The organism is Polaromonas sp. P1_F6, assembly GCF_056405695.1.
The window spans coordinates 236673-257725 of record NZ_JBFUBQ010000001.1 but is presented as its reverse complement, the minus strand read 5'-3'; the positions used below and the strand labels follow the sequence as shown (position 1 = coordinate 257725).

Annotated in this window: 19 protein-coding genes; 9 read left to right on the top strand and 10 right to left on the bottom strand. The window is 61.8% G+C overall.

From position 1 onward, the window contains the following. Positions 1–3 precede the first annotated feature (3 nt). The 5 genes from AC1DY9_RS01195 to AC1DY9_RS01175 all read left to right on the top strand — a co-directional run bounded on the left by AC1DY9_RS01195 (position 4) and on the right by AC1DY9_RS01175 (position 5854). Positions 4–1770 (top strand): FimL-related protein, encoded by a 1767-nt coding sequence (locus AC1DY9_RS01195; protein WP_457280022.1) that lies wholly within the window; start codon positions 4–6, stop codon positions 1768–1770. Between the two features lie 126 nt (positions 1771–1896). Beyond that, positions 1897–2958 (top strand): selenide, water dikinase SelD, encoded by a 1062-nt coding sequence (selD, locus tag AC1DY9_RS01190; protein WP_477665607.1) that lies wholly within the window; start codon positions 1897–1899, stop codon positions 2956–2958. Between the two features lie 165 nt (positions 2959–3123). Then, entirely contained in the window at positions 3124–3663 is a 540-nt protein-coding gene (locus tag AC1DY9_RS01185) for a TRAP transporter small permease subunit (protein ID WP_457280020.1), read from the top strand. A 47-nt stretch (positions 3664–3710) separates the two neighbouring features. Continuing rightward, a complete protein-coding gene (locus tag AC1DY9_RS01180) occupies positions 3711–5252 on the top strand; it encodes a TRAP transporter large permease (protein WP_457280019.1) in 1542 nt (513 codons plus the stop codon). 104 nt (positions 5253–5356) lie between these two features. Next, positions 5357–5854, top strand: coding sequence for a hypothetical protein (locus AC1DY9_RS01175; protein ID WP_457280018.1), 498 nt, complete (start codon positions 5357–5359; stop codon positions 5852–5854). A gap of 205 nt (positions 5855–6059) precedes the next feature. On the opposite strand, the gene AC1DY9_RS01170 is transcribed toward AC1DY9_RS01175, so the two are convergent. From AC1DY9_RS01170 to AC1DY9_RS01145, 6 genes are all read right to left on the bottom strand, one after another. Continuing rightward, positions 6060–7139, bottom strand: coding sequence for a TRAP transporter substrate-binding protein (locus AC1DY9_RS01170; RefSeq protein WP_457280017.1), 1080 nt, complete (start codon positions 7137–7139; stop codon positions 6060–6062). A gap of 224 nt (positions 7140–7363) precedes the next feature. Continuing rightward, on the bottom strand, positions 7364–8443 hold the full coding sequence (locus AC1DY9_RS01165; RefSeq protein WP_457280016.1) for a TRAP transporter substrate-binding protein: 1080 nt from the start codon (positions 8441–8443) through the stop codon (positions 7364–7366). Between the two features lie 261 nt (positions 8444–8704). Next, positions 8705–9784 carry a TRAP transporter substrate-binding protein gene (locus AC1DY9_RS01160; protein WP_457280015.1) on the bottom strand — a complete coding sequence of 360 codons (1080 nt, stop codon included), beginning with the start codon at positions 9782–9784 and terminating at the stop codon, positions 8705–8707. A 259-nt stretch (positions 9785–10043) separates the two neighbouring features. Next, on the bottom strand, positions 10044–11945 hold the full coding sequence (gene dxs, locus AC1DY9_RS01155) for a 1-deoxy-D-xylulose-5-phosphate synthase (protein ID WP_477665606.1): 1902 nt from the start codon (positions 11943–11945) through the stop codon (positions 10044–10046). A gap of 65 nt (positions 11946–12010) precedes the next feature. Beyond that, the gene (locus AC1DY9_RS01150) at positions 12011–12931 is read right to left on the bottom strand and encodes a polyprenyl synthetase family protein (protein ID WP_477665605.1); all 921 of its coding nucleotides are present in this window, start codon (positions 12929–12931) and stop codon (positions 12011–12013) included. A 70-nt stretch (positions 12932–13001) separates the two neighbouring features. After that, positions 13002–13262 (bottom strand): exodeoxyribonuclease VII small subunit, encoded by a 261-nt coding sequence (locus AC1DY9_RS01145; protein WP_477665604.1) that lies wholly within the window; start codon positions 13260–13262, stop codon positions 13002–13004. A gap of 278 nt (positions 13263–13540) precedes the next feature. On the opposite strand from AC1DY9_RS01145, the gene AC1DY9_RS01140 reads away from it, so the two are divergent. The 4 genes from AC1DY9_RS01140 (at position 13541) to AC1DY9_RS01125 (ending at position 17124) form a co-directional block, all read left to right on the top strand. Next, entirely contained in the window at positions 13541–14659 is a 1119-nt protein-coding gene (locus tag AC1DY9_RS01140) for an aromatic ring-hydroxylating oxygenase subunit alpha (RefSeq protein ID WP_477665603.1), read from the top strand. 96 nt (positions 14660–14755) lie between these two features. Next, positions 14756–15751, top strand: a complete 996-nt coding sequence (locus AC1DY9_RS01135) for a DMT family transporter (protein WP_477665602.1) — start codon at positions 14756–14758, stop codon at positions 15749–15751. A 10-nt stretch (positions 15752–15761) separates the two neighbouring features. Next, positions 15762–16661, top strand: coding sequence for a sulfurtransferase (locus AC1DY9_RS01130; protein ID WP_477665601.1), 900 nt, complete (start codon positions 15762–15764; stop codon positions 16659–16661). A gap of 55 nt (positions 16662–16716) precedes the next feature. Continuing rightward, positions 16717–17124 carry a hypothetical protein gene (locus AC1DY9_RS01125; RefSeq protein WP_477665600.1) on the top strand — a complete coding sequence of 136 codons (408 nt, stop codon included), beginning with the start codon at positions 16717–16719 and terminating at the stop codon, positions 17122–17124. 130 nt (positions 17125–17254) lie between these two features. Here AC1DY9_RS01125 and AC1DY9_RS01120 read toward each other — a convergent pair whose 3' ends face one another. The 4 genes from AC1DY9_RS01120 to AC1DY9_RS01105 all read right to left on the bottom strand — a co-directional run bounded on the left by AC1DY9_RS01120 (position 17255) and on the right by AC1DY9_RS01105 (position 20716). Further along, positions 17255–17437 carry a hypothetical protein gene (locus AC1DY9_RS01120; RefSeq protein ID WP_477665599.1) on the bottom strand — a complete coding sequence of 61 codons (183 nt, stop codon included), beginning with the start codon at positions 17435–17437 and terminating at the stop codon, positions 17255–17257. Between the two features lie 370 nt (positions 17438–17807). Next, entirely contained in the window at positions 17808–19070 is a 1263-nt protein-coding gene (locus AC1DY9_RS01115; protein ID WP_477665598.1) for an FAD-dependent oxidoreductase, read from the bottom strand. Between the two features lie 416 nt (positions 19071–19486). Next, positions 19487–19711, bottom strand: a complete 225-nt coding sequence (locus AC1DY9_RS01110; RefSeq protein ID WP_477665597.1) for a hypothetical protein — start codon at positions 19709–19711, stop codon at positions 19487–19489. Between the two features lie 159 nt (positions 19712–19870). Next, positions 19871–20716 carry a ZIP family metal transporter gene (locus tag AC1DY9_RS01105; RefSeq protein WP_477665596.1) on the bottom strand — a complete coding sequence of 282 codons (846 nt, stop codon included), beginning with the start codon at positions 20714–20716 and terminating at the stop codon, positions 19871–19873. Positions 20717–21053 lie beyond the last annotated feature (337 nt).

The following is a 21053-nucleotide window of genomic DNA, read 5'->3' as shown; positions in this document are numbered from 1 at the left end:
CTTATGCAACCACACGATCTGAACTCATCGCCCGCCGAGCTCGACATGACGCTCCTGGACCTCGGGCCCCTGGCGTGGGTGCTGGAAGAACTCCGCAAGTCGCTGGAAGGTTCCAACAAAGCCCTGAAACGCTTTTTGCGGGAGGCTGAAGGCGTCAGCAACTCCGATCTCGCCGCACTGGATGCCGGTCAGTTACGTACTGCCCGCCAGCAGTTGCACCAGGCGGTCGGCGCGCTGGAGATGGTCGGCATGAGCGCGCCTGCGCTGGTGCTGCGGGCCATGGAAACGGCGGTGCAAAAATTCATCCAGACACCGGGGCAATGCACACAGGACGCTGCGACCAAAATCGAACTGGCCGGTTTTTCCCTGACGCATTACCTCGAAGACGTGCTGGCCGGCAAACCGGTGTCTGCGGTGTCACTTTTCCCCCAGTACCGCGACATCCAGGGCTTGGTTGGCGCCGACCGCGTCCATCCGGCGGATCTCTGGGTGTTCCAGTGGCGCTGGATAGAGCCGGTCCTCAATATCACTGTCGATGCCAGGGCGTACGGCGGGGAATCCAGGCAGCTGCTGGACCGGTTGATGCTGACCCTCATCCGGACCGGTGACGCGGAAGCCGCGCAAAGCCTCAGCGATGTCTGCCTGGGGTTCGCCCAGGGCCAGACCGGCATTGAGCCCAGGACCTTCTGGAAAATTGCAGCGGCGTATTTCGAAGCACTGGCAAAAGGCCTGCTGAAGATCGATCTCTATGTAAAGCGTGCAACCCTGCGCATCCTGCTGCAGTATGTCTGGCTGGCCAAGGGTACGGAGGCGTCGGCCCGGCTTGCGGAAGATCTGCTTTTCCTGTGTTCCCAGGCGAAAGTCCCACGCTCCAGCGACGCGCCGGTGCTGTCGGCGGTTCGTTCAAGTTATGGCTTGACACGGTTCAAGCCGGTGGACTATGAGTCGGTCCAGTTCGGCCGCTTCGCCCCGGCCCTGATCGCGCAGGCCCGCAAGCGCATCAGCTCGGCAAAGGAAACATGGTCTGCAGCCACCGCCGGAGACCTGAGCAAGTTCAAATCCTTGAACGACCAGTTCAGCCTGGTGACGGATTCACTGGTAAAACTGCATCCACCGAGCGAGCCGATGGCGCGGTCGCTGACGCGCGTGATCGCCTCGACGGTCAGTTCGGGTCAGGCCCCCAGCCCCGAACTGGCGCTGGAGGTGGCAACCGCCGTGCTGTACCTGGAAGCCGTGTTTGACGATTTCGACCCCAACGACCCGCGCCTGTGGGCCCGGACAGCCCGGCTTGCGGAGCGGCTTGAAAGCGCCAGGACGGGCGGACAGCCACAACCACCGGAATCGTGGATGGAGGAGCTGTACCAACGCGTCAACGACAAACAGACCATGGGAAGCGTGGTGGGTGAACTGCGCGTGGCCCTGGGTGTGCTGGAAAAATCCCTCGACAGCTTTTTCCGCACGCCGGAGGACAAAAAACCCCTGGCCGTGGTACCAGGGCAGCTCGCGCAGATGCAGGGCGTGCTGTCCATGCTGGGGGTAGACCAGGCAGCCCTGGCGGTAATGCATATGCGCGAACTCGTGGAACAGATGCTCAAACCTGGTGCCAATGAGCAGCAGGCCCACATGGCGGGATCGGTCGATCGCCTCGGCAATAACCTCGGAGCCTTGAGCTTCCTGATTGACATGCTCAATTACCAGCCCGGTCTGGCCAAAAAGCTGTTTGTGTATGACGCGGTGAAAGGCGAACTGAAGGCCGACAAGGACAACTGAAGCGCCAGGAGCGCGGCCGGGGTTGCGCCTGAGGGCAGCAGGTGAAATGCCCGAGAAAACCCCCTTGTTTTAAACTGGCTGCCCCGCGCACCGCCGGTACCGCGGGAACGCCATTGAAAGCACGCCATGAACGCCCCTGAAACACTTCCGGGCACCCCACCCCGGCTCACCAGCCTGTCGCATGGCGGCGGTTGCGGCTGCAAGATTGCGCCTGGCGTGCTGAGTGAAATTCTCAAAAACTCCAGCAACCTCCCGATTCCGCCGCAGCTGCTGGTAGGCATTGAAACCGCCGACGACGCGGCTGTTTACCTGCTCAATGACGAGCAGGCGCTGATCGCGACGACCGATTTCTTCATGCCCATCGTCGATGATCCCTACGACTTCGGCCGCATCGCCGCCACCAATGCAATCAGCGACGTCTATGCCATGGGCGGCACGCCCATCATGGCGCTCGGGCTGGTGGGCATGCCCATCAATGTGCTGCCGCTGGAGACCATAGGCGCGATCCTGCGCGGCGGGCAGGACGTCTGCCGCGATGCGGGCATCCCGATCGCGGGGGGGCACACCATCGACTCGGTCGAGCCGATTTATGGCCTGGTGGTGCTGGGCCTGGTGCACCCTTCGCGGGTCAAGAAGAATTCCGGCGCGCGCACCGGTGACGTGCTGGTGCTGGGCAAGCCACTGGGCATCGGCATCCTGTCAGCGGCGCTGAAAAAAGAACAGCTGGATGCCGAGGGCTATGCCCGCATGATCGCGCTCACCACACAGCTCAACAAGCCGGGTATCGAGCTGGCACGCATGGAAGGCGTGCATGCACTCACCGACATCACCGGCTTTGGCCTGGCAGGCCACGGCCTGGAACTGGCCCGCGGGGCCGGCGTCCAGCTGCGTATCGACTGGCATCGCGTGCCGCTGGTCAGTGGCGCGCGCGAACTCGCGGCACAAGGTTGTGTGACGGGCGCCTCGGGGCGCAACTGGGCCAGTTATGGAAATGAAGTGAGTTTGCCCGCAACCTTTGCCGAAGCTGACAAAGCCCTGCTCAGTGACCCGCAAACCTCCGGAGGCCTGCTGGTGTCCTGCAATGCAGACAGCGCCGCCGAGGTTCTGGCAATTTTCCACGCCCAGGGCTTTGCCGAGGCAGCGGTCATCGGGGACGTCACCGCCGGCCACGGGCTGGCCGTACGCTGAAAAAATGCGCGAGAGTCTGGCACAAGCCGTAAAACCCTAGGGTAAACCCGGAAATTTTTTGTCAGTCTTTATTCAGTGCTGCGGGTGGCATCCGTCGTACCATTCATGCCTCGACGTACCCGGGTGGGTACTTTCTCATTCAAAAGAACTTATCGGAGACATCCCGTGTCCGCACTCCTCAAACTCGCACTGGCCTACGACTGGCTGACCACGCGACTGGGCAAGATCGCCGCCTGGACGGTATTGCTCGCCGCGATGATTTCCGCCGGCAACGCCTTTGTGCGCTACGGCCTGGACATCAGCTCCAACGGCTGGCTTGAAATCCAGTGGTACCTGTTCGCCGCCACCGTGATGCTGGGCGCACCTGTGGTCCTCAAACTCAACGAGCACGTGCGGGTCGACATCATTTACGGCAAGCTCAAGGGCAACGGGCCGGTGTATGTAGACATCTTCGGCCTGGCCATCTTCCTGCTTCCCGTGATGGGCCTGCTGGCCTACCTGAGCTGGCCGCTGTTCGTGAGCATGCTGCGCTCAGGTGAAGTCTCAGGCAACGCCGGCGGCCTGATCCGCTGGCCCGCGATGCTGCTGCTGCCGCTGGGCTTCGGTCTGATGTTCGTACAGGGCCTCTCGGAAATCATCAAGCGCATCTGCTATCTCCAGGGCAAATTCGAGATGGATACGCACTACGAAAAACCGGTTCAGTGATCCGTTTGCATCGCTCGTTCCCATAAAAATACTTTCAGGACTACCCCATGCAGATGGAAAATTTTGCCCCGATCATGTTCGCGGGCCTCGTGCTGATCATGCTGATCGGCTTTCCCGTCGCCTTCTCGCTGGCCGCCCTCGGGCTGGCCTCGGGCTTCCTGGCCATCGAGATGGGCTGGTTTCCGGCCAGCTTCATGTCCAACCTGCCGCTCAACATGTTCGGCATTTTGTCGAACGAGCTGCTGCTGGCCATTCCCTTCTTCACCTTCATGGGCGCCATCCTTGAAAAGTGCGGCCTGGCCGAAGACATGCTGGACTCCATGGGCCAGCTGTTCGGCCCCGCCAAGGGCGGCCTCGGCTACTCGGTGATCATCGTCGGCTTCATCCTGGGCGCGATCACCGGCACTGTGGCTGGCCAGGTGATCGCCATGGCGCTGATCTCGCTGCCCGTGATGATCCGCTATGGCTACAACATGCGCTACGCCACCGGCGTGCTGGCGGCCTCCGGCACCATCACCCAGCTGGTGCCGCCGTCACTCGTGCTGATCGTCATGGCTGACCAGCTGGGCCGCTCCGTCGGTGACATGTACAAGGGCGCCTGGGGCCCCTCCATCCTGCAGGTGCTGATCTTCGCGGGCTACACCTTCATGCTTGGCGTGTTCAAGCCGCACCATGTTCCCGGCGTTCCGAAAACCGCGCGCACGCTCAACGGCTGGGCGCTGTGGGGCAAATGCCTGCGCGGCATCATCCCGTCGGCCATCCTGATTTTTGCCGTGCTCGGCTCCATGGGTGGCCTGCCCGGCATCAACACCGCCATTGCCACGCCAACCGAAGCCGGCGCCATGGGTGTGGTGGGTGCGCTGATCCTGGCGGCCATGCACAAACGCCTGACCCCGGCGTTGATCTGGGAAGCCATGAGCGGCACGATGCGCCTGACAGCCATGGTGGTCTTCATCCTGATAGGTGCACGCGTCTTCTCGATGGTGTTCCAGGGCGTGGACGGCGCCAAGTGGGTCGAGCACATGCTCAGCGGCCTGCCTGGCGGCCAGACCGGCTTCCTGATCGCCGTCAACCTGTTCATCTTCTTCCTGGCTTTTTTCCTCGACTTCTTCGAGATTGCTTTCATCATCCTGCCCATGCTGGGCCCCGTCGCCGACAAGCTGGGCATCGACCTGATCTGGTTCGGCGTGCTGCTGTGCGTGAACATGCAGACCAGCTTCATGCACCCGCCCTTCGGCTTTGCGCTGTTCTACCTGCGAGGGATCGCCGACACCCTGTTCAAGGAAGGACGCATTCCCAAGCCGATCAAGTCCAATGACATTTACCTGGGCGCTATTCCCTGGGTGGCGATGCAGCTGATTCTGGTGGCGATCGTCATCTTCGTGCCGCAAACGGTGACGATCTTCCTCGACAAACCCGAGGTGGTCGACCTGGACAAGGTCAAGATCGAGATCCCCGTCGACGAGAGCGCGACCCCGCCCGCGGGCGGGGCCAGCGGTGCAGCAGGCACAGACCCGCTGGCCCCGCCGGCGGAGCCGAATGCCGATGACGAACAGAAAAAACTCGACGAACTGTTCAAGACCAAATAACCGATCGCAGCCTTCCAGGCCAGCGTCCAACGCCCCTTTCGCGAGGGGCGTTTTTATTGGCAGCCCATACTGTCAGTTTTTCCTTTCCATACCGCGAGCACTCCATGGACCCCGTACCCGCCCCCAGCACCTATTTCGGCCCACCGCCCTTCAAGTTCACCCCGACAGGTGGGAGCATCTCGGGGCAGGCGTTTTCCGTGCCCTTCAAGGTGTTGGCCACCGCCATCGTGCTGGCCCTGGCCGCGGCTTTTGTCCAGGCCTGGCTGGCTGGGAGGGCCTCAGGCGCGGCTGCCGGCGGGGGGTGGTTCATCGCCGGACTGCTGATGGTGGGCTACACGTGGTGGCACATCCTGCGCAGCGTCACGCGCCTCGACGAACAAGGCCTCTACCAGAGCTGGGTCTGGGACAAGCACATGGAGCTGCGCGAACTCGCCTACGGCAAGCTGATCCGCGTGCGCGGACTCGAATGGCTGATCGCACCACGTCTGTATGTGCGTACCTTGATGGGGAAGTTCGCGGTGTTCTACGCCGCATCGCCCGAGATGGTCGCGGAATTTGAACGGCTGGTAAGCGAGTTGAAGACCTTTCGCAGCCAACGCTGAGGGCACGGCTCACTGCCGCCGGAAAGGCAGGCGAAAAAAAACCGCGACATGTCGCGGTTTTTTATTTCCCGGGAAAACGGGGAACCACTGATTTCCCTTTCAAGCAGGGGCCGCGGAACCGGCTTCGCCGGGCCGCAGGCGCAGCGGCCCCCTCGGGGGGCAGCGCATTACACGAAGTCGAAGACGCAGTGAAAAGCGTGGGGGCTTATAAGGTGACACCCTGCATGTACGTGTCGAAGCGCGACTCGGCGAAGCGGAACCAGAGGATCTGGTCCTTCTGGAAAGCACGGTAGTCGGTGTATATCTTTTTCCAGTCAGGGTTCTTCTCGGCCAGCTCGGCATACAACTCCATCGACGCCTTGAACGAGGCATCGAGCACGGGCTTGGGAAAGGGCAAGACCTTGGTCTTGGCGCCCACCAGCTGTTTCAGTGCGGTCGGGTTGCGTGCATCGTACTTGGCCTGCATGTCGATGTGCGCATGTGAAGCGGCGGCATCGATGATCGCGCGGTACTCTGCGGGCAGGGCTTCCAGCGCCTTGTTGTTGACGAAAAAATCAATCTCAGGGCCACCTTCCCACCAGCCGGGGTAGTAGTAAAACGGAGCCACCTTGTTGAAGCCCAGTTTCTGGTCGTCGTAAGGGCCCACCCACTCTGCGGCATCTAGCGTGCCTTTTTCGAGTGCCTGGTAGATTTCACCGCCAGGCAGGTTCTGCGGAACCACGCCGAGACGCTCCACCACCTTGCCGGCAAAGCCGCCAATACGGAACTTCAGGCCTTTCAGGTCAGCCACGGTCTTGATTTCCTTGCGGAACCAGCCACCCATCTGGGTGCCCGTGTTGCCGCCAGGAAAGCTCACCAGGTTGTATTTGGCGTAGAACTCATTCATGAGCTTGCGGCCATTGCCTTCGTACATCCAGGCCGACATCTGGCGCGAGTTCATGCCGAATGGAATCGCTGCGCCGATGGCAAACGCTTCGTTCTTGCCGAAGTAGTAGTAAGGCACGGTGTGGCACATTTCCACGGAACCCTGGCCGACACCATCGACCACACCAAAAGCAGGCATCAATTCGCCGGCGGCGTGGACGCTGATCTGGAATTTGCCGCCAGTCATTTCGCTGACCTTCTTGGCGAACACTTCGGCACCGCCGTAAATGGTGTCAAGCGGCTTGGGGAAACTGGAAGCCAGGCGCCAGCGGATGGCCGCTTGCGCGTGAACAGCAGGTGCCACACCGGCGGCCAGTACACCGGCAATGCCGGCGTTTTTGATAAGTGAACGACGATCCATTAAATGCTATCTCCTGAAGGGTGGTCGGGTTTGCGGTCCGAATGGACGTGCGGGGCGCCCAGCTGGCAATCGACGGCTATGCAAGCCGCGCTTTTGAGCAAGAGGGCGGAGATCTATTTTGTCAGCATTTCACACCACTTGCCCAACCCGGTTTTACAGTATCGGGACAGACGTAAAAAAACCGCCTGCAAGAGGCGGCTTTCGGGATGACCGATGGGCCGGGTTCAGAGTTTCTGGGCTTGCATGAAGCGGTCAAACGTGGCTTCCGTGAAGCGGAACCACAGGTTCTGCTCGGCGCGGAACTTGGAGTAGTCGGCGTAGATCTTCTTCCAGTTTTCGTTCCTCGCGCTGATCTCTTCGTAAAGCGCCATGGACTCCTTGAAAGCAGCGTTCATCACGTCGGTCGGGAATGGACGGAGCTTGGTACCCGCACCCACGAGCTGCTTGAGCGCACCCGGGTTTTTTGCGTCGTATTTGGCCTGCATATCGCCATGGGCCTGGGCTGCAGCTGCTTCCACAATGGCCTTGTTCTCAGGGGTGAGGGCGTCAAAAGCCTTGTTGTTGATGAAGAAGTCCAGCTCGGGGCCGCCTTCCCACCAGCCGGGGTAGTAGTAAAACGGAGCGACTTTGTTGAAGCCCAGTTTCAGGTCGTCGTAAGGTCCCACCCATTCGGCGGCGTCAATCGTGCCTTTTTCGAGGGCCTGGTAAATCTCGCCACCGGGAATGTTCTGCGGCACACCGCCGATGCGCTCCAGGACCTTGCCGCCGAATCCGCCGATGCGCATTTTCAGGCCCTTGATGTCTTTCAGCGACTTGATTTCCTTGCGGTACCAGCCACCCATCTGCGCGCCGGTGTTACCGCCGGGGAAATTGACGATGTTGTATTTTCCATAGAACTCGCGCATCAGCTTCAGGCCGTTGCCTTCGTACATCCATGCGCTCATCTGACGGCTGTTCAGACCGAAGGGAATGGCACAGCCAAGGGCAAAGGTCTCATCCTTGCCGAAGAAATAGTAGGGGGCCGTGTGGCACGCCTCGACAGAGCCTTGCTGTACGCCGTCGACCACGCCAAAAGCGGGCATCAATTCCCCAGCGGCATGAACCGACACTTCGAACTTGCCGCCCGACATGGCCTTGACGGCTTTGGCAAATACTTCGGCGGCACCAAAAATGGTGTCAAGGGACTTGGGGAAGCTGGAGGCCAGGCGCCAACGAACGGCAGCCTGCGCATGAACAGCAGGTGCTACACCTGCCGCCAGCACACCGGCAATACCGGCGTTTTTGATAAGTGAGCGACGATCCATAAAACTCTCTCCTGAAGTTATCGAATTTTGCGTTGATCTGCCAGATCGGTTCGGCCTGCTACAACTGTTGAATTGCATTGCCTTGATTGAATCGGCGGAGCATGGATACTTTGTCACTCTTTTGCATAAAAACACCCCGTTTTTACCCGTAGATCGCGCACAAAAAAGCCGCCTGGGCAGGCGGCTTTTTGACGAAAACGTTTCAGCGAGCGGCTTGCCAGTTGCAAGCCGCTCGCCCCCTATCTGATCAAGTTGATGGCTTTACAGCTTCTGGCTCTGCATGAAACGGTCGAAGGTCGCCTCGGTAAAACGGAACCACAGGTTCTGGTCGCCGCGGAATTTCGAATAGTCCGCATAGACCTTGCGCCAGTTTTCATTTTTGGCCGACAGCTCTTCATACAGCTTCATCGACTCCTTGAAAGCGGCGTTCATGACATCGGCGGGGAACGGCCGGAGCTTGGCGCCAGCACCCACCAGCTGCTTCAGGGCCGTCGGATTCTTGGTGTCGTATTTGGCCTGCATGTCGACGTGTGCGGCGGCGCTGGCCGCTTCCACAATCGCCTTGTATTCGGGCGACAACGCGTCGTAGGCTTTCTGGTTGATGTACAGGTCCAGTTGCAGGCCGCCTTCCCACCAGCCGGGGTAGTAGTAGTTGGGTGCCACCTTGTTGAAGCCCAGCTTCTGGTCATCGTAGGGACCGATCCATTCGGCAGCGTCGATGGTGCCTTTTTCCAGCGCCTGGTAAATCTCGCCGCCGGGAATGTTCTGCGGCACGCCGCCCAGGCGCTCGATGACCTTGCCGGCAAAACCGCCGACGCGGAATTTGAGGCCCTTCATGTCGGCAATGGACTTGATTTCCTTGCGGAACCAGCCACCCATTTGCGCGCCGGTATTGCCGCACGGAAAGCTGATCATGTTGTATTTGGCGTAGAACTCGCGCATCAGTTTCAAGCCGTTGCCCTCAAAGGTCCAGGCGCTCATCTGGCGGCTGTTCAGGCCAAAAGGAATGGCGCCGCCGATGGCAAAGGTTTCGTCCTTGCCGAAGAAATAGTAAGGCGCCGTATGGGCTGCCTCGATGGAGCCTTGCTGCACGCCGTCGACCACACCAAACGCGGGCATCAGTTCGCCTGCAGCATGGACGGAGATTTCAAACTTGCCGCCTGAAATCGCCTTGACATGCTTGGCAAACGTTTCAGCACCTCCATAGATCGTGTCCAGCGATTTGGGGAAGCTGGATGCCAGGCGCCAGCGAACAGCGGCCTGTGCGTGAACAGCCGGCGCAACGCCTGCTGCCAAAACACCGGCAACGCCGGCGTGTTTGATGAGTGAACGACGATCCATCAGGTTGACTCCGAAAGGTAAAAATGAAAATTCCACTGGGCTCAGGCACCAGTCAGACCGTTTTGCAGGTCTTTGGGAATTCTAAAAATGAGGGGGTCTCGACCCGGCCGGGTTTACCCTTGAAGAGCTGACGGGAAGCTGAACAGATGTGGCCCCCACGGTCGTTCGCTTCGCGTAACTCCCTGCCCCCCGAGGGGGCCGCCCGCCTGTGGCCCGGCAAAGCCGGTTCCACGGCTCATGCTGGCTTTAAGAGTCTTGCCTAAGCTACCGACTTTAGGGTGGGCTTGCCGGTTCCCAGCAGAGCAGAAAACCGCGCCCTCACGGACGCTTCGATGCCTGCGGCATCGAGGCCTTGGAGGGCGAGCAGTTTTGCGGGATCGCCGTGTTCGATGAACTCGTCTTTCAGGCCCAAATGCAGCACCTGTTTGTTGACACCTGCGGCTTGCAGGGCTTCGCTGACTGCGCTGCCGGCGCCACCCATGATGGCACCCTCTTCCACTGTCACCAGGGCTTGGTGGGTGGCTGCGACCTTGAGCAGCAACTCGACATCCAGCGGTTTGGCCCAGCGCATGTTGACCACTGTGGCGCCTAGTTTTTCTGCGGCTTGCAGGGCCGGGTATAGCAAGGTGCCGAAAGCCAGGATGGCAACACCCGAGCCTTCGCGGCGGACTTCGCCTTTGCCGAAGGGCAGCGCCTCAAGGCCGGTTCCCGGCTTGATGCCGGCGCCGGCGCCGCGCGGGTAGCGTACAGCCACCGGATGGTTTTGCTCGAAAGCCGAGCTCAGCAGCATGCGGCATTCATTTTCATCGGCGGGGCATGCCACACTCATGTTGGGAATGCAGCGCAGGTAAGGAATGTCATAGGCGCCCGCATGCGTGGCGCCATCGGCGCCAACCAGGCCGGCGCGGTCCAGCGCGAACACGACAGGCAGGTTTTGCAGGGCCACATCGTGGATCAGCTGGTCGTAGCCGCGCTGCAGAAAGGTGGAGTAAATCGCGACCACGGGCTTGAGCCCTTCGCAGGCCATGCCCGCGGCAAACGTCACCGCATGCTGTTCCGCAATACCGACGTCATGGTAGCGTTCAGGAAAGCGCCTGTGGAACTCAACCATGCCCGAGCCCTCTCGCATGGCCGGCGTGATGCCGACGAGCCGGCTGTCGTGCTCGGCCATATCGCACAGCCACTGGCCGAACACCTGGGTGAAGGTCTGCTTGGCCGGTGCGGTGGATTTTTGCAGCCCCATGGCCGGATCGAACTTGCCGGGGCCGTGGTAGGCGATGGGGTCGGCTTCGGCGAGCTTGTAGCCCTGGCCTTTTTTGGTGACCACATGCAGGAACTGCGGGCCGCCCTTGGTGTCCATCAGGTGCTTGATGTTCTCCAGCGTGGGGACCAGCGACTCCAGGTCATGACCGTCGATGGGGCCGATGTAATTAAAGCCGAAGTTTTCAAATAGCGTGGCAGGCACGACCATGCCCTTGGCGTGCGACTCCAGGCGTTTGGCCAGTTCCAGCAGCGGCGGCGCCACGCGCAGCACCTGCTTGCCCATGTGCCTGGCGGATGCATAAAAACGCCCGCTCATCAGCTGGGCCAGATAACGGTTCAGCGCGCCCACCGGCGGGCTGATGCTCATGTCGTTGTCGTTGAGCACCACCAGCAGCTTGCAATGGTCATGCACACCCGCATTGTTCAGGGCCTCGAAGGCCATGCCGGCGCTCATGGCACCGTCTCCAATGATGGCCACCGCATGGCGGTCTTCGCCTTTTTGCTGGGCGGCCAGCGCCATGCCCAGTGCGGCGGAAATCGAGGTCGATGAGTGGGCCGTGCCAAAGGTGTCGTAGGGGCTTTCGTCGCGGCGCGGAAAACCCGACAGGCCGCCAAACTGCCGCAGGCTGTCCATGCGCTCGCGCCGGCCCGTGAGGATTTTGTGCGGATAGGTCTGGTGACCCACGTCCCACACCAGGCGGTCTTCGGGGGTGTTAAAGACGTAATGCAGAGCCACCGTCAGCTCCACGGTGCCCAGGTTCGAGCTCAGATGGCCGCCGGTTTTTGAAACGCTGTCAAGCACGTAGGCACGCAGTTCGTCGGCCAGGGGTTTCAGGTCAACGCGGGGCAGGCTCCGCAGGTCGGCGGGGCTGTTGATGGTTTCAAGCAATGGGTACATCGTGGTGTCGCTGTTTATGGCAAGGCCGGTTTCCCGGTCCGCGGTATTCAATCCTGATGACGGCTTCAATGATGACGGTTCACAAGCATGTCCGCCAGTGCGCGCAGAGCATCGGTGTGACCCAGCCCGCTGGCGTCCAGGCTGCGCAGTGCCTTGCCCAGCAGTTGCTGCGCATAGGCTTTGGAGTCTTCCAGCCCCATCAGCGATACAAAGGTGGGTTTGTCCTGGGCGGCGTCCTTGCCGGCCGTCTTGCCCAGTGTGGCGGAATCAGCGGTGACGTCGAGGATGTCGTCAACGACCTGGAAAGCCAGGCCGACGGCGGCGCCGTAATCGTGCAAGGCGTCTTGAGCGGCCGGTGTCGCAGCACCACAGGCCGCGCCCATCATCACGCTGGCCTGCAGCAGCGCACCGGTCTTCAGCCGGTGCATTTCATGCAGCTGGACGGACGTCAGCGGCAGGCCCACGCTGGCAAGGTCAATGGCCTGGCCGCCGGCCATGCCCTGAAAACCGGCCGCCTGGGCCAGCATGCGGCACAGGCGCGCCTGTGTGGCCGCATCGACTGAGTCATCGGGAGGCGTGAGGAATTCAAATGCCAGCGCCTGCAGGGCGTCGCCGGCCAGTAGTGCCTGGGCCTGGCCGAACTTGACATGCACCGTGGGCTTGCCACGGCGCAGCACATCGTTGTCCATGCAAGGCATGTCGTCGTGTACCAGCGAATAGGCGTGGATCAGCTCTACCGCGCAGGCGGCCCGCAGGGCGGCTTGCGCATTGCCCTGCACGGCCTCGCAGGCCGCCATGACCAGCAGCGGCCGCAGGCGTTTTCCACCGTCGAGCACGGCATAACGCATGGCGTCGCCAAGGCCCGCAGGCGCAGGCGCATCGCTGGGACAGGCAACCCAGCGCGACAAGGCGCTCTCGACATTGGCAAGCTGCCCGGCACTCCAGGCGCTCAAGGTAAACAGGGGCAGTTTTTCAGGGGCGTTCAATCGTGGGTCTCTTTTTTAGGGGGTGAAGGAATGTTCTGCCTGCAATGCGCCGTGGCGCCGGCTGCGCCGGTTATTCCTGCACCCACGGTTTGAGTTCCGTGCCTTCCAGCACCTTGATCTGGGTTTCCACGGCCTCGAGCTTGTCCCTGCAGAACTTCAGCAGCTGCGCACCGCGCTGGTAACCGGTGAGCAACTGGTCCAGCGGCAGCTGCCCGGATTCCAGGCTGTCAACCAACCCTTCGAGTTCCTGCAATGCGGCCTCATAGCTGGCGGGCAATGCCGGAACAGCGGTAGCGGAAGCAGCAGCGGTGGACGAAGGACTTTTGGCCATGGTGATTTGGATGAAGGCTGATTTTAGGCCGTTGCAGGCAGGTTGCGGCCCCGGCGCCCGAGGCTACGAATCCATACATCTCTATTATCCGGTGGCGGCGCGCGAAGACCCGCAAAAAAGCCCGCGCGGGTACAATTGATAACAGTTCTCGATAACGGCAGTACCCCTGCTGCGGGATATCCGGCCTTGTTTTCTCCGTGGGCTGTCGCTCAGCCTGCCTACCCGCTTGTCAACAGCCTCCACCGCCTTGGCGCGGAGGCATGTTCACCGAAATTTGCATGTCTGATCTCAGCCTCCGTCTCCTGCAGGCCACCAGCCAGCTCCCCATTTCCAGCTATTTTGATGCGGGCCTGTACCAGCGGGAGCAGCAAAAGCTGTTTGCCCGCGGGCCGCGCTACCTGGGCCATGAACTGGCCGTGCCCCACCTGGGCGACTATTACGCCCTGCCGCATGAGGGCGAAGGCCGGGCGCTGGTGCGCAACGCTTCGGGCATCGAACTGATCTCCAACGTCTGCCGGCATCGCCAATCCACCATGCTGCAGGGCCGCGGCAATACCGGCAGCAACATCGTCTGCCCGCTGCACCGCTGGACCTACAACACCTCCGGTGAGCTCATCGGCGCACCGCACTTCGAGATCGACCCCTGCCTGAACCTGAACCGCTACAAGACCACGACCTGGAATGGCCTGGTGTTCGAGGACACCGGCCGCGACGTGGCGGCCGAGATGTCGCAGCTGGCCACCTACGCCGACCTCGACTTTTCCGGCTACCAGCTCGACAAGGTGCACCTGCACGAGTGCAACTACAACTGGAAGACCTTCATCGAGGTCTACCTGGAGGACTACCACGTCGGCCCCTTCCACCCCGGGCTGGGCGGCTTTGTGACCACCGACGACCTGCGCTGGCAACTTGAACCAAACTATTCAGTGCAGACCGTGGGCGTGTCAGACAAGCTGGGCAAGCCCGGCACCGACACCTACAAGAAATGGCATGACGTGGTGCTGCAGTACCGCAAGGGCGTACCGCCCAAATACGGCGCCATCTGGCTCACCTACTACCCGCACGTGATGGTTGAGTGGTACCCGCATGTGCTGGTGGTCAGCACGCTGCATCCACAGGGCCCCGACAAGACGCTCAATGTGGTCGAGTTTTTTTACCCCGAAGAAATCTGCGCTTTCGAGCGCGAATTCATCGAAGCGCAACAAGCCGCCTACATGGAAACCTGCGTGGAAGACGACGAAATCGCCCTGCGCATGGACGCCGGCCGCAAGGCCTTGATGGTTCGCGGCGACAACGAGTTCGGGCCTTACCAAAGCCCCATGGAAGACGGCATGCAGCACTTTCACGAGTGGTACCGCCGCGAAATGGGCGCCAGCAAAACCACGCAGATGATCTGACGGCACCGGAACTGCTATTTATTTGATAGCTGCTTGCGCAATACCATTGCGGATCCCAGCCACTTTTACCACTCATAACTTCTTACCCTGAAATCGATGCAAGCCGTCTGGATGATTCTTTCCTCCTTCCTGTTTGCCACGATGGGGGTCTGCGTCAAGTACGCGTCGGAACACTTCAACAGCGCCGAACTGGTGTTCTATCGCGGCACCCTGGGCATCGTCTTCATGGCCGCCTACGCCCGCGCGCGCGGCATCACCCTGGCCACCCGCTACCCGTCCATGCATGCCTGGCGCAGCGTGATTGGCGTGATGTCGCTGTCGGCCTGGTTTTACGCCATTGCCCATCTGCCGCTGGCGACCGCCATGACGCTCAACTACATGAGCAGCGTGTGGATTGCGGCCTTCCTGGTCGGCGGCGCTTTGATGGCCTGGGCGCCGCCGAAGGCAAATGACACGCTGAGCGCCGCCGGGCCGCCCCAAGGCGCGAGCGCCCCCTCGGGGGGCAGCGCAGCACGCGAAGCGGCAAGCGTGGGGGCTCTATTTTCCAGCCAGGGGCCTCTCGTCATGGCCATCCTCGCCAGCTTTGCCGGCGTCGTCATGTTGCTGCGCCCTGCCATCGACCAGAACCAGACCTTCGCCGGGCTGGTGGGCCTGATGTCCGGCCTGGGCGCCGCCTTTGCCTACATGCAGGTGATGGCGATTTCGCGCATGGGTGAGCCCGAAACGCGCACCGTGTTTTATTTTGCCGTGGGCACGGCGGTTGCCGGCGCGCTCGGCATGTGCGTCATGGGCATCACACCCTGGAATTGGGAACACGCGCTGTGGCTGCCGCCCATCGGCATCCTGGCTTCGCTGGGCCAGCTGTCCATGACCAAGGCTTATTCCATGTCAGAAAACCATGGCGGCACGCTGATGGTGGCCAACCTGCAGTACTCGGGCATTGTGTTCGCGGCTATCTACAGCCTGATCCTGTTTGGCGACAATATCCCCCTGATCGGCTGGGCCGGCATGGGCCTCATCATCGTCAGCGCGATTGCCGCAACTGTTTTGCGCGCCCGCGCTGCGCCCAATGCCCCGGCTGAAGAGCATTAAGGAGTTTTCCATGAGCTACACCACCCTGATTTCCGCCGAACAACTGCAAGCCCTGATGGCATCGGCCAAGCCCCTGCGTATCTTCGACTGCACCTTCGACCTGATGAAGCCGCACGCCGGCCAGGAGCAGTACCTGGCCTCGCACATTCCCGGCGCCGTGTATGCCAACCTGGACACCGCATTGAGCGCCAAGCACGGCGTGGCGGGCGCCCATGGCGTGATCACGGCCAGCGGCGCTGATGCACCGGCATCAGGTGGACGCCACCCGCTGCCAAACCGCGAGAAGTTCGCCACCTGGCTTTCCAGCGTCGGTTTTGCCAACAACATGCAGGCGGTGGTGTATGACCGCAACGGCGCCAACTACTGCGGGCGCCTGTGGTGGATGCTCAAGTGGGCCGGTCATGAAAACGTGGCGGTGCTCGACGGTGGGCTGCAAGCATGGCAGGCCGCCGGCGGCGCCGTCAACAGCGGCGAAGAACCTGCGCATTTCCAGGCCAGCTTCCTCCTGGCGCCGGAAAAAGCCACATTGGTATCGGCCCAGACCGTGGCGAGCCAGTTGGGCCGCCCGGCACAAACACTGGTTGACGCGCGCGCCACGCCACGCTTCAAGGGCGAGGTGGAGCCGCTGGATCCGGTGGCCGGCCACATCCCCGGCGCATTGAACCGCCCCTTCGGCCAGAACCTGGGGCCCGACGGAAAGTTCAAGCCGGCAGTCCAGCTCAAGGCCGAGTTTGAAGCCCTGCTGGCCGGCCGCGACCCGGCCACCGTGGTACACCATTGCGGCAGCGGCGTCAGCGCCGTTCCCAACATCATTGCCATGGAGTTGGCCGGCCTCGGAAGAAGCGGGCTCTACGCCGGCAGCTGGAGCGACTGGTGCAGCGACCCGGCGCATCCGGTCGCACAGGGCTGAGGCCGCCCCGCTTCGCGGCGCCGCCAGAAACACAAAAACCTGCACGCTGGAAAGCGTGCAGGTTTTTTTCATGTTGAAGCGGCCGCGCAGGACCCGCTCAAAAAGTACCGGTCAATGCCGGATTTTCATATCCGATTACTTGGCCGGAGCGCTGGCTGCCGTACCAGGCGTCGCTGCGTCACCTGTCATCGGAGACGTGCTGGTTCCCATTGGGGTGCTACCGGTTGTGGACGTACCCATCGAAGAGCTGCTGCCTGTTGGGGATGGCGTGGTCGACGGCGAAGGTGTGGTCGAGGGTGAAGCGGCAGGTGTCGAAGGCGACGCGCCGGTGTCTTCCACCTTTTTGCCACAGGCTCCCAGTGCCAGCAAAGCGGCCAGGGCAACGGCGGTAAGGGCAGCAGGTTTGAATTTGGATGCGTGCATGTCGGTTTCCTTTTTTGAAGATGAAATGGCTGAACGGTGAGTGGCTGAACGTCAGCCGGAATTCAATTTAGCCCGCTACATCGGGCTTACCCCATGAGACGGTGTCCCACAGGGCTGTAAGCGTTTTTCGCCTGATGCGCACGCGAACGTTTGATGAAAAAGCACCCGCATCAATGCGCGCGTGCGTGGCCGGACAGCCGGATGCGCTTGTGCGGGTTGTCAAGGCGTGACCCCGACGAAGGGCCGGCACCACGACTGCTCCGCGAGCCGTTGTCCGGCCGGTCACCCAGGCGTCCTTTCGAAGGGCTGGGTTCGGGCCTGTGGGAGTGAATTGTCTCTGCGGCGGTTTTCATGACGGTCTCCTTGAAGGTCACCTCTGCTTGCGGCAGAAAGCCGCAGCGAGGTGCAGACTGTTGAGTGGGATTGGGGGGTGGGTTGCGGCGCTTGCACACCTGCTACGCACCTGTGCCTGCCTTATTCACTGTAGGCATCGTTGCGGCCGAGGAATGTAGGCAATGCCTGTGGATTGCGTAGGAACAAGCCTACAAACCCTCTTCTTTCGTCTTTTTCCTTCGGACGCCAGCGTTCAAATCCCACTGGAAAAGAAAGCCACGCAGGTCAGTACCGGCCACCAAAAATATTCAAAAATCGAAACAAAAAACGGTCGTTTGCCATTATGGGAAAAGCGCAATCAGCTATCAAATCAATAGCATTCACGACCATTCAGCCGGTATCGGAAGTCACCGGCTGCGCTGGTGAGCGCACATGCTCCGGCCGCACGCCCACGCCGACCGCATAGGCCGGCAGCGCCTGCAGCAGGGGCCAGCGCCGCATCAACTTCAGTGGCCAGGGCAGTGCCATGGGCGGGCCGTCGCGCCCCCGCGCCGCCAGTACCGGGCTGAGCAGGCGGTTCTGGATGGCGACCTGCACCGCCTGCGTGACGCGTGTGGGAAACAACCGCCGTCTTTGCACCTGCGCCAGAAAGGGCGTCAGGGCGGCCCGGTCCACCTGCGGGTTCGCCAGCGGCGCAGCCAGAATATTGGCCGCCGCCACGGCATCCTGTACCGCCAGGTTGATGCCCACGCCGCCCACAGGCGACATCGCATGTGCAGCGTCGCCGATGCACAGCAGGCCGGGCTTGTACCAGTGCTCCAGCCGGTCCACCGTCACACTCAGCAGCTTGATGTCGTCCCAACTGGCCAGGGTGGCGATACGGTCGGCAAAGAGCGGTGCTACCTTCACCACATCAGCCCTGAAAGCCTCCAGCCCCTGCGAGCGAACGGCCTCGATGCCGCCCTTGGGAATCACATAGGCGCACTGCCAGTAGGTACGGCGGTCAATCATGGCCAGGAAGATGCCGTTGGTAATGCGCCCGCCCGTCGTGGAAGGATCGCCCGGCATCTTGGGCAGGCGCATCCACAGCACATCAATAGGCGCACCCAGATCGCGCACGACCAGCCCCGCCGAACTGCGCACCGTGGACCGCCTGCCATCGGCGCCGATCAGGAGGTCCGCCATCACCTGCAAGGCGCCCCCGGGCGTGGCGACCTCCACGCCCGTCACCACGCCGCCCTGCTGGATCACGCCGGTCACTTCGGCGTTCTGGATAAGGCGAAAACCGGGATACAGCTCCGCTTCATCGCGCACAAAATCCAGGAACTCCCACTGGGGGATCATCGCGATGAATTTGCAGCGCAGGCGCAAATGCCTGAAGCTGGCCAGCACGAGTTCGGTGTTGCCGACCACGGCGCGCAACTCGCTCACTTCATCGTGCGGGCGCGCCAGAAATTTCTCCAGCAGGCCCAGCTCGTGAATCACTTCGAGGGTGGAGGGATGCACGGTGTCGCCGCGAAAGTCACGCAGGAAATCGGCGTGCTTTTCCAGCACAAGCACCTGCACCCCGGCGCGTGCCAGCAACAGGCCTAGCATCATGCCGGCCGGGCCGCCTCCTGCGATGCAGCAGCGCACATTCAGAACGTCGGCCATCGTGTCTCCCGGGAATGAAATCCCCCGACCATATCCAGACTTGATGGCCCTTGCAAGCTCCAGGCGGGCAGCCACCGCCCAGACCCGTCAACATTTCTTGCGGAGCTGTTTTCGCCTATTTCAGCGTCATTGGCATGGGGGTGGTCTGCACTTCGCCCGGGTCCGGCGGGGTGTCCAGGGGCGGCAGCGGCTCGGGTGGCGGAACGTTCGGGTTGGTGGCCATGGCTACTTCCTGCCTCCCTTTCCGGCGTCGTTGTGCAACTTGCCAGGCGACTGCAGAGACTGCGGCGGCTCCACCCGTCTGGGCAAGTCGCGGATCATCGCTTCACCTTTCTCGTCCCGGCCGYCGGACGGCAGGTCCGCCTCCGATGTCGGTTCGGGCTCTTCATTGCCCGGCCGCTTGCGCGTGCCGCTCATCACAGGCCCACCACCATCAAAGGCATGTCATGGATTGCCAGCGCAGCAGCGGCTGCCATGCTGGCGAAAACGGTAATGAAAAAAGCGATGTACGCGGCTGCGCGCGGGCGATGAAAACTACGCGGCTTGCGCTGTGGCGCTTCTTGAGCCAACTCGCCGCTGACATCGTAGGCCGAGGGGCGGAAAGCGCTGGAAACCGTGGTGGAGTCTGAATGGAAGTTCATGGCGGGCCTGCCTTTTGCACAGTGTTTTGCACAACGCAACGGGGCATCAGGAAGATGCTTGGCCTTATCTTCCCGCTCCGCCCGAAACCCGCCTATAGGTCGCCAGGCCTTGTACTTGTCAGGCGCCGTCTGACAGCAACCGCAGTTGCGCCTTGCCGCTCAATGGTGGTGCGCAAGGCCGCTGATCAGCGTGACCAGGCCGATGCCGATGCCCAGCCAGGCGATTTGCGCCATGGTTTCCCGGGCAGTGACGCGTTTTTGCAACTGGGGAATCAGGTCGGCCAACGCGACATAGATAAAGCTGCTGGACGCCATGATCAGGAAAAACGGCAGGTAGTCGTACAGCTGGTCGACCAGCGCATAGCCGACCACGCCGCCCAGCGCGGTGACGGCACCGGCCAGCGACACCTTGATGAAGGCGGCGCGGCGGTTGTTGGATGTCTGGCGCAGCACCACCAGGTCACCCATGTGGTGAGGCACTTCATGCACCAGCACCGCCAGCGCGGCGACCACGCCCAGCCGCAAATCGGCCATGAAGGCCGAGGCGATGAGGATGCCGTCGCCGAAAGCGTGCACGCTGTCGCCGGCCAGCACAGCCCAGCTGCCGCTTTTGGCTTCGCCATGCGTATGGCCGTGGTGGCCGTGGTGGCTGTGCGCGGCATGGACATGCTCTGTATGGTCATGCTGCGCATGCGCCGCCACCTCGGGGCCATGGTGTTCGCCGCCATGGTGCTCATGGCCGTGATGCCACAGCTCGGCCTTGTCCAGCAGAAAAAAGAAGACCAGCCCGACCAGCAAGGTGGCAAACAGTTCCTTGGCCCCGGCCTGGCTTTCAAAAGCCTCGGGCAGCAAATGCATGAAGGCCGTGGCCAGTAGCGCGCCGGCCGCCAGGCTGAGCATGTGCTGGGTGTACCGGGCCAGTACGCCAAAGCTGAGCAGCGCCGCCAGCCACACGCTGCCAATGCCTGCAGCCAGGGTTCCCACCAGGATTGCTATCAAAGTCATAGCTGCTTGCGCTCGTATTTATTGGGCTAAGGCCCGAAATCACTCAAAATTATCCGCAGAGGTTACACCACAGATGACAAAACCCCGGGCGCGGCATCCAATGCCTGCGGCCGGGGTTGTTTCAATCTTATCAAGCCTGTCAAGTGGTTAGCCCCCACGGTCGCTCACTGCGTGTAGCTCCCTGCCCCCCGAGGGGGCCGCAGAACTTGAGCCCCACGGTCGTTCGCTTCGCGTAACTCCCTGCCCCCGAGGGGGCCGCCCGCCCTACGGCCCGGCAAAGCCGGTTCCGGGGCTCATGCTGGCTTGAAGAATTCTTTGGGCGCAACTGGTGGGGCCG